The organism is Flavobacterium sp. RHBU_24, assembly GCF_046613695.1.
In the GTDB taxonomy this organism is placed as follows: Bacteria; Bacteroidota; Bacteroidia; order Flavobacteriales; family Flavobacteriaceae; genus Flavobacterium.
Window position 1 is genome coordinate 1 of sequence record NZ_JBKJHD010000036.1, and the last position, 7,425, is coordinate 7,425.

12 protein-coding genes are annotated in these 7,425 nt (G+C 39.9%); 7 read left to right on the forward strand and 5 right to left on the reverse strand.

Going from position 1 to position 7,425, the window contains the following annotated elements:
• The 3 genes from ACLI09_RS17810 to ACLI09_RS17820 all read right to left on the reverse strand — a co-directional run.
• Nucleotides 1–416, reverse strand: a 416-nt coding sequence (locus ACLI09_RS17810; RefSeq protein ID WP_411421001.1) for a hypothetical protein, incomplete at its 3' end; no start/stop codon positions are given.
• Nucleotides 417–512: 96 nt separating this feature from the next.
• A complete protein-coding gene (locus tag ACLI09_RS17815; RefSeq protein ID WP_411421002.1) occupies nucleotides 513–1,133 on the reverse strand; it encodes a hypothetical protein in 621 nt (206 codons plus the stop codon).
• Nucleotides 1,134–1,395: 262 nt separating this feature from the next.
• Nucleotides 1,396–1,653 (reverse strand): hypothetical protein, encoded by a 258-nt coding sequence (locus tag ACLI09_RS17820; protein WP_411421003.1) that lies wholly within the window; start codon nucleotides 1,651–1,653, stop codon nucleotides 1,396–1,398.
• Between the two features lie 143 nt (nucleotides 1,654–1,796).
• Between ACLI09_RS17820 and ACLI09_RS17825 the strand changes: the two genes are divergently transcribed.
• The 7 genes from ACLI09_RS17825 to ACLI09_RS17855 are packed head-to-tail and all read left to right on the forward strand — an operon-like array spanning nucleotide 1,797 to nucleotide 5,653.
• Nucleotides 1,797–2,633 carry a hypothetical protein gene (locus ACLI09_RS17825; RefSeq protein ID WP_411421004.1) on the forward strand — a complete coding sequence of 279 codons (837 nt, stop codon included), beginning with the start codon at nucleotides 1,797–1,799 and terminating at the stop codon, nucleotides 2,631–2,633.
• Nucleotides 2,620–2,877 carry a hypothetical protein gene (locus ACLI09_RS17830; RefSeq protein WP_411421005.1) on the forward strand — a complete coding sequence of 86 codons (258 nt, stop codon included), beginning with the start codon at nucleotides 2,620–2,622 and terminating at the stop codon, nucleotides 2,875–2,877. The genes ACLI09_RS17825 and ACLI09_RS17830 overlap by 14 nt, the downstream gene beginning before the upstream one ends.
• A gap of 30 nt (nucleotides 2,878–2,907) precedes the next feature.
• Nucleotides 2,908–3,621, forward strand: a complete 714-nt coding sequence (locus ACLI09_RS17835; RefSeq protein WP_411421006.1) for a DUF6712 family protein — start codon at nucleotides 2,908–2,910, stop codon at nucleotides 3,619–3,621.
• A 1-nt stretch (nucleotide 3,622) separates the two neighbouring features.
• On the forward strand, nucleotides 3,623–3,946 hold the full coding sequence (locus tag ACLI09_RS17840; protein WP_411421007.1) for a hypothetical protein: 324 nt from the start codon (nucleotides 3,623–3,625) through the stop codon (nucleotides 3,944–3,946).
• Nucleotides 3,934–4,821, forward strand: coding sequence for a hypothetical protein (locus ACLI09_RS17845; protein WP_411421008.1), 888 nt, complete (start codon nucleotides 3,934–3,936; stop codon nucleotides 4,819–4,821). The genes ACLI09_RS17840 and ACLI09_RS17845 overlap by 13 nt, the downstream gene beginning before the upstream one ends.
• On the forward strand, nucleotides 4,821–5,279 hold the full coding sequence (locus tag ACLI09_RS17850) for a hypothetical protein (protein WP_411421009.1): 459 nt from the start codon (nucleotides 4,821–4,823) through the stop codon (nucleotides 5,277–5,279). The genes ACLI09_RS17845 and ACLI09_RS17850 overlap by 1 nt, the downstream gene beginning before the upstream one ends.
• A gap of 2 nt (nucleotides 5,280–5,281) precedes the next feature.
• Nucleotides 5,282–5,653, forward strand: coding sequence for a hypothetical protein (locus ACLI09_RS17855; protein ID WP_411421010.1), 372 nt, complete (start codon nucleotides 5,282–5,284; stop codon nucleotides 5,651–5,653).
• Between the two features lie 200 nt (nucleotides 5,654–5,853).
• Here the strand turns inward: ACLI09_RS17855 and ACLI09_RS17860 are convergent, their stop codons facing one another.
• Together ACLI09_RS17860 and ACLI09_RS17865 are read right to left on the reverse strand one after the other, a co-directional pair.
• Nucleotides 5,854–6,600, reverse strand: a complete 747-nt coding sequence (locus ACLI09_RS17860) for a hypothetical protein (RefSeq protein WP_411421011.1) — start codon at nucleotides 6,598–6,600, stop codon at nucleotides 5,854–5,856.
• Between the two features lie 196 nt (nucleotides 6,601–6,796).
• Nucleotides 6,797–7,285, reverse strand: a complete 489-nt coding sequence (locus tag ACLI09_RS17865) for a hypothetical protein (protein ID WP_411421012.1) — start codon at nucleotides 7,283–7,285, stop codon at nucleotides 6,797–6,799.
• Nucleotides 7,286–7,425: the final 140 nt, after the last annotated feature.

The window sequence follows — 7,425 nt, forward strand, 5'->3', positions numbered from 1 at the left end:
TTTAATATCACCAATTGGTTTCTATCTCTATTGCCAGTTTTAATATCAGTGTTGTCAGCTTCTATCTTTAGTGCTTCTTGAACAGCTCGTGCCTTCTCTTCTTTCAATTTTCCTTTAAAAATAATTCTTGCTTTCTCAGCGTCACCCGATGCTCGTTCCAAATACATCATCGAATAAGGAACACCAACGACATATATTACAGCTACGAACAAGGGGCCTAAAAAATTACCAATAGCAGAATACTCATGATTTATTACTACAATTTTATCTTCAATGAGTGAATCCGAAAATATTAAAAAAATTATAGGCCTCCAATTCCAAATTAAAAATGCAAGTGCAAAGGATCCTGTAATGGGTGTCTTTAGTCGGTCTTTTGCAGAGTCCGATAAATCCTTAAGAAAATCAAATAAATTCATGTATAGTGTACTTGGTTAGTACTTCGAATATACGCCTTTTTCAGGTACATAACAACTTTTCTTATCGATCATCTTTGCCAAATGAAAGAAAAAACTTTAGAATTTCACATTTAATTGTAACGATGAATAGGCCGATTCTTGATATTTATTGTCCGCCGTATATCCCCATTTAAATTGATATCCTATAGAAACGAAGTCTTGACTTCCAGGATAAAAATATAAATCAGCGATTACTAAGGGCAAATCTGTTTTGAGCAAAGTATTGGTGAAAATTTTCCTATATGACAAATCTAAATTCAACTGAAATACTGTAGGAACTGGCCAATATTGCGAATATAACCTTCCAACAAAATCTGTAAATTCATAATCTTTCTTATCAATAAAGCTAGGTAAATTATTATACTCAACCCCTAAATAAGGATAATACTGAAAAACTTTGTTTCCATTTGCATCACTTTTTAGATACCCAGGATAATACTCTTTGAGGCTATAGAATGACATAAGTCCTGATAATTTTGCCTCATTAACATTATTAATGAAATTTCTCTTATAAGAAGAATTTGCCTGAAACCAAGGTGCCATTCCCCAACCACTCGCTCCGGGCAAGGGTCCGGCTGGCCCGGTAGCCTTTACTTTAATTGGAAAAAACTCAAAATTAAGTCCTGTATCAATCTTATCTGATTTACTATCATCATTGGTTGATTTGTGCCACTCCACTTTGGGATAACAAATTGATGTATTTCTAAAGAAATTAAATTCAGAGACCTTAACAGCTATGTCAATATTAGTATAGTCATTTTTATTGTTATGGTTTTAGAAGAAATAAAAACTTGCCGGTTTCTCTTCATTTTGAGCCATCAAAAGTTTTTCTGATGGAAATTTTATGATTGTCTGTCCAGGTTTTGAAATCAGTTAAAAACTGTTGGGCGAAGATCTCGTTTGCTAATAGTAATAATAAAAACAGTATTGTTTTTTCATTTTAGTTCAATTTATTTGTTATCAAATCGATAAGCAATTTCACTGTAAGCCCTTTCTTCCTAACTTCCGAAGCCAACACCGTTGCCGAAGGTTTATAGTGCCTGACATAACTTCTTAGGCTACCGGCTAAAAAAGCTAATGCAGTGTCGTCTAAATTTAAGGGAGGTTTAGCCAGAACGTGGCCGTCTTGAATTAATCCAATTGCCAAGTGTGAATAAGAAGCAACATATGCTTTAACGTCGTTTTCAATTTTACTCATAGTATTATAATTTATTGATTATCAAACAATATTAACATATTTTAACACTTTAAAAAATACCCAATTATAGGTATTTTTTCATGTTACAGCACTTTTTTTTACTTCCCTCACCTTTGCCCTGATTAATCAAATTTCTACAACTCATGAGCAAAGAAAAAGCACTGGATTTGTTCCACAATCCCCCGGCAAGTGAGCCGGAATTATTCAATAAAGCCTTTGGTATCTACAGCCAGGCTCCAAATTGCAGTCCCGCAATTGTACGCAAACTAAATACAGGCGGCTATACAAAATACAATCTTGATACGTTGCTGTATGAAATACAAAAAGCCTATCAGATTACCGACCTCGAAAAAATAAAGCCTTCCGACAAACCGGTAGCAGAAATTGAAGTTGTTGCCGAAACAGTAACTACCGAACAAACGGCCAGGCAGGGTGATACTGCCGGTGCTGGTGGTACTGAGCCGGAACAGGTAACACAGACCACAGAGCAGCCCAAAATAGCCGACGAATATCCGTTCCTGGATGATCCGGGGTGCCCGGACGAACTCAAGATCCTGTTACACGACAAGCTTGCAGCCTGCAGACGCTACAAAGAGGCCCATGAGCAACTGGCAAAGCACAATTCTGGGGAAGCAAAAGTAACGGAGGAAGAAGCCTTACAGCTGGCCAAAACAGCAACGGAAAACTTCGCAGAAAGCGAGGCCATGAAAAAAGAACTGGACTACTATAAGGAAAAAAACACACTACTGGCAGAGCATCCGCGCCTGAAGCGTATCGCAATGGAACGCGAGGTGAGTGCAATGACCAACGAAGAAGCGCACACCTATATCACAAGTTCCAAGTCTACAATCTCCAGGACAAAAAGTGCCTTAAAAAAGGCAGCTTCAGAAACGGTAAAAGCCGAACTGCAGGCCAAGCTGGACGAACGCCTGGAAAAAGTAGAATACGCCAAAAAGAAGTTGGGAATTGCGACCAAATAAATTTTTCGATTATAAAGCATTGTCTGAGCCAAAGGAGGAGGAACAAGGAGGCCACGGCAGCTATGTTTCCAAATACCTGGTTACTCACTTTGAAAAAGTGGCCAATCTCGAAGAAGATCTCTTAAGGATTCCCACTGCCGGCGAATTTTTCTTCCTCCAGTCAGACGCTTCTTTCAATGCCTTTACATTCGTTGCCCTCATTGCCCGGCGCTTCCCCATCAAGGAGCTTCACGCGGCCACATAACTGATATACGCCACGCGCTACCCCATAGCAGTGAAAGCCTATATGCTGTATGCCCCCAATAACGATGTATCGCATACCCCGGGCGGGCGTAAGCTGCGCAAGGACGACAATCAGGTAAGTGCTTTTGAGTGGCAGATAAACAAGGATAATGAAGCGCTTGAGCGCCGCTATTACCGCGCGCTGGACGATTTACTAATAGCCCTGGAGGATAATGAAGCCTGGAAGGAATCGGAGGCCTACAAGCGCGTAAACACCCTGTTTATATGCACTACGGATGAGTTTGACAAATACTTTAAGATAGAATCGCGCCTGGTGCTGCTAAAACTGGCGCCGGGCATACGGCAATGCGAACAGGACGAGATCTTGCCGCGCATTGGCCGTGAGCGCTACGAAGCACTTAAAAACCCAAATGCAGAAATAGAGAACAATGCAACTTACACAACCTTACTATCGCTCATTCGCGAAGCATGTGTGTATTATGCGCTATCCTGGGCAATGACCCGCCTAAGTGTTACGGTGTTCCCTGAAGGTGTATTGCAGTCCTATACTTCAGACCGCGATACAGTTAACATAAAGCAGCCGGCACAAAAAATGGAGCCCCAGGCGGCGCGGCAGGCCTTTAAAGAGGATGCAGAAAGAATCTTTTCCAGGATAGAGCAACTGCTGGCACCTGTGCCGGAACCTGTGGCCGATAACAATATCATCCCGGCACCCCATGCCGGTAAAAACTATTTATCACTATAACATGAAAAAACTGCGAGAAGCATTCGACCGCCTCTGGAACTACAGGAAGTACAAACGGTTTAAAGGCTACGAAACGGCCATACAAAAAGCCCTCTTAAAAAAAGACATTGCCCAGCGAGACCGCGAAGTAGAGCAGATTGTTTTAAAATCAATGATTTTAAAGCATATGGCCAAATTCCTGAACATTAAGGCACAATCAAGATTTATCCCGCCGTGCATCAAAAATGAAGAAGTGTGCCGTAAAGAAGTGCTGGCAAAATTTGGTGACCGGATGGAACAACTGGGGCTTTACCTTAGCAACGACATGAAGATATGCATACGATAGAAATTCCCGAGGCAAAACTGAAGCGGTACGTTCCGAAATACCTGGGCGAATGCGACAGCGGCCAGTACATCGAAATGTGCGTGCTGCTGTACCGTTACACTGCGGGGCAGCTTTCTTACTTTGACCTCCGGGTACAGGCCTTGTATACGTTGCTGGACATGGTGCCCTCAAACAGGCAGTTGCTTATTGTAGATGAGGAGGCCAAGTGGGCAAACATGTACCGTGTGTCGCTGCTGGTAGACGGTTTCTTTAACGAATTGGAAGGCCAAAAACAAATAAGGCTGGAGCACATACACAATCCCTTGCCTAAGTTTCGTCCTTTGTGGAGAACCTATCATGCCCTGGCAGATGGCTTTATCAATGCCACATTTGGCGAATATCTTGATGGCCTGCGCCTGTTCTATGAATTTGGGAAAAGCCCCAACGAAAACCTGCTCTATGAACTTACCGGCATATTTTACCGCAAGGCAGCGCCCTGGCGGATGCTAAAGCCCCAGAAAGGCGATGTGCGGGAGGCCTACAATCCGCATACGGTTGAAGCCAGGGCCAGAACATTCCGTTATGCGCCGGTAGGCTTTGTATTTGGGTTTTACCTTACGTTTGCCGCATTTCAAAAGTACATTACCTCGGCCATAGTGCCCTGGGGCGGGCAGGAACTTGATTTATCAATACTGTTTGAGAGTAGCGACGACGGCCATCGGGAAGCCGTGCCGGGGCTTGGGATGGACAGCATTGCCTTTGCATTGGCAGAAAGTGGCCAGCTGGGCGACCTGGGCAAAGTGCGTGAGGCAAACTTGTGGCAGGTGTTCCTGCTGTTGTACAACCTGAAGAAAAACGAACTGGATTACAAATTCAATTCAAAAGCCGAAAAATAATGTTTACCATACCCCAATTAAAACAATACAGCCAGGTGCTGACGGATACTGTGCCTGCAATAAAGAAATGGGAAATAGCCGTTACGGTGGAAGAACTCTCGCAAATAGTCAAGGACCATAAAAAAACCGATAATATGTTGCTGCTCTCCTTAGTGCCACATCATGATGTGGAAGGAGACCAACACGACGCCCAGTACCGTAACGTGTGCGGCTTTTTTCTACTGGAGAAAACCGATTATAAGGAGGGACAGGAGAAATACCTTGAAATTTTTGAGCGTACCCAACAAGCCGCGGCAGACCTGGTGGCCAGGATGCGGGAGGATAAGGATAGCGGCGGCGGTATCTTCTGCAACTTCTTGAGTGGCCTGGATGAAAGCAGCATTAGCATAGACCCCATAAAAATGCAAGACGGCTGCAACGGCCATTATGTCGCGGTAAACTTTAAAACAAGGCCTTAGCCATGGCAGCAGTAAAAACCCTTGATGATGTACTGGAGGGCCGTTTTGTGCACCGTGTGCTAAGTTCTGCCAGCGCCGATATTAATCTCGCCCAGGTAAAGTATATGGACAGCCACGGCATGGGTGCCAGCGACCTAAAAAGCAGCCGCAGCTTTGCGGCCAGCGAAAGCGCCCTGGAATATGCACAGAAATTGAAGCACCGCTTTGTAGATATGAAGAATACCAGCCGGTGCAAAAAACGCGTGCGAAAGAAAAAGAATTTCCACCCTATCTATAATAAGATAGCATATGGCCATTACAACAACATTGTGCGTGAACTGAAGTTTGGATACACCGATGCCGTAAAAGAAGAAATGCGTAAGCTGGAAGAATAGTACTATCTTTGGCCTAATTAGTTTTTTTCAGAAAAACTTAATTGGTTGGTTGGTCCTCTCCGTGGTTGGAGGGGACTTTTTTTATATATTTACAGCTAATTAGTTTTTCATGTAAAAACGTAATTAGTTAATTGAAATGCCTTCCTGTATTGGGGAGGCATTTCTGTTTTTAAAAAAAACTAAAAAAGATTCGGGAAATATCACTGCATAATCTTTGCAGCTAACTCCTTGATATCTTTAAAACTGACTTGTCTTCGTACTTTGATTCCGTCAATTGATGTTACCAAAATCGCAAATAATACTCCAAATACAATTACATAATGAATAAAATAAACATAATTTGCTAAATGACTTTTTGGCACCATATTGTCATTAAAGAAAATATTAATTGAATATGGCAGTATGTTTAAAGCGTACCATTTGCTACCATTTTTCACATTCATATTTTCAATGTGGTATGATTGAATTAATCGTTTAGTTTTAGTGTACTCCTTATTTAAAGATGAAATTAATTTATCTTCCTCATCTACGCGTATGGCAAATAAAAATTTCTCTTTATCGAATATCTTTAAGTGCAATGCAAAACTTGGGTGTGGTGCATCAATGGGAAGATATGAAGGAATCAAAACATAATTTTTAATATAACCTATTGGAAAATTCTCAATTTTTGTATTTAATATCTTACTCTTTGAATTGATAAGAAATTCTATGATATTAGCTTTGCTTTCTAGTTGAGGGAATTCGTAAACTTCCTCTATTTCTTTTGTTAAACTTCCTTTTTCAGTGAGTAAAACATTTTTTTCAAAGCAAAGTGTTTTGGATTTTCTCTTAGCATAATCATATAAATTACTGGAAAGAAAAACATATGCAGGAAGAAAAAAAAGTAAGATAATTTTGCAACTTTCTTGCTTAAGAAAAATGAGAGAATTAAATATATTAATATACAAAATGAAAGTGCCAGCGGAAGGTATAGGTTGGCACGATTAAAAAATTTCGTAGCTTTTTCTGGATAAGGTTCCCATAACGGAATTAATAACATTGATAGAATTAATAAAACAAATGTAAAACCTATGACAGATTCCTTTACGAAAAGATATTTTAAGAATTCAAAAAAGGCTCTACTGTTACTTACTTGCTCCATTATTAATCTTTATTCTTAAAAGGCGTCAGATTCTCTTTAGTCTTAATTTCTTGCCTGACCGTTTCAATTCGCCGGTTAATATATAGTTTTAAGTTTTCTTCAAGAGCCAAATTATATATTTCAACATCTTCGTTTACAGCCGATAACATACTTGAAATATACTCATAATAATCTTCAAACTGTTGTTTTATCTGTTTCTCAAGTAAATCATTACCAGAGAAAATTGTTGTATGGTTGATTTCTACTAATAAATAATTATTTTCTAATGTAGCCTTGGGACGTTTAGTAAATATTTTGGAGGGAGAAAGGTTAAATAAAGAGATTTCTCCCTCAAAAAAAATTTTGTACTCCGCATATTCATATTCTTGAACGTTTTTTCTAACATTATTTATTAATGCTTTAGTTGACTTTTTAATTCCAACAAACTCGGTATTATCCTTAATTAATCGTCCTTTTCGTAAATTGTTCTCAGATGCCATTGTTGTTGCCATTTTATCAACATTTACTTGCTCAATACTGTCTTCGACAATAGACGTTTCTATTCCCTAATTGAAGCTTAGAGATATGTTTTGTAAAATAATCAGTAATTGGTTGATCATTAAAAAGTGTTTTCATAAAATTGTTTGATAGT

Coding starts and splice junctions, on each gene's coding strand:
- ACLI09_RS17820 (WP_411421003.1), bottom strand. CDS start 1,653: ATGAGTAAAATTGAAAACGACGTTAAAGCATATGTTGCTTCTTATTCA.
- ACLI09_RS17825 (WP_411421004.1), top strand. CDS start 1,797: ATGAGCAAAGAAAAAGCACTGGATTTGTTCCACAATCCCCCGGCAAGT.
- ACLI09_RS17840 (WP_411421007.1), top strand. CDS start 3,623: ATGAAAAAACTGCGAGAAGCATTCGACCGCCTCTGGAACTACAGGAAG.
- ACLI09_RS17845 (WP_411421008.1), top strand. CDS start 3,934: ATGCATACGATAGAAATTCCCGAGGCAAAACTGAAGCGGTACGTTCCG.
- ACLI09_RS17850 (WP_411421009.1), top strand. CDS start 4,821: ATGTTTACCATACCCCAATTAAAACAATACAGCCAGGTGCTGACGGAT.
- ACLI09_RS17855 (WP_411421010.1), top strand. CDS start 5,282: ATGGCAGCAGTAAAAACCCTTGATGATGTACTGGAGGGCCGTTTTGTG.
- ACLI09_RS17865 (WP_411421012.1), bottom strand. CDS start 7,285: ATGGCAACAACAATGGCATCTGAGAACAATTTACGAAAAGGACGATTA.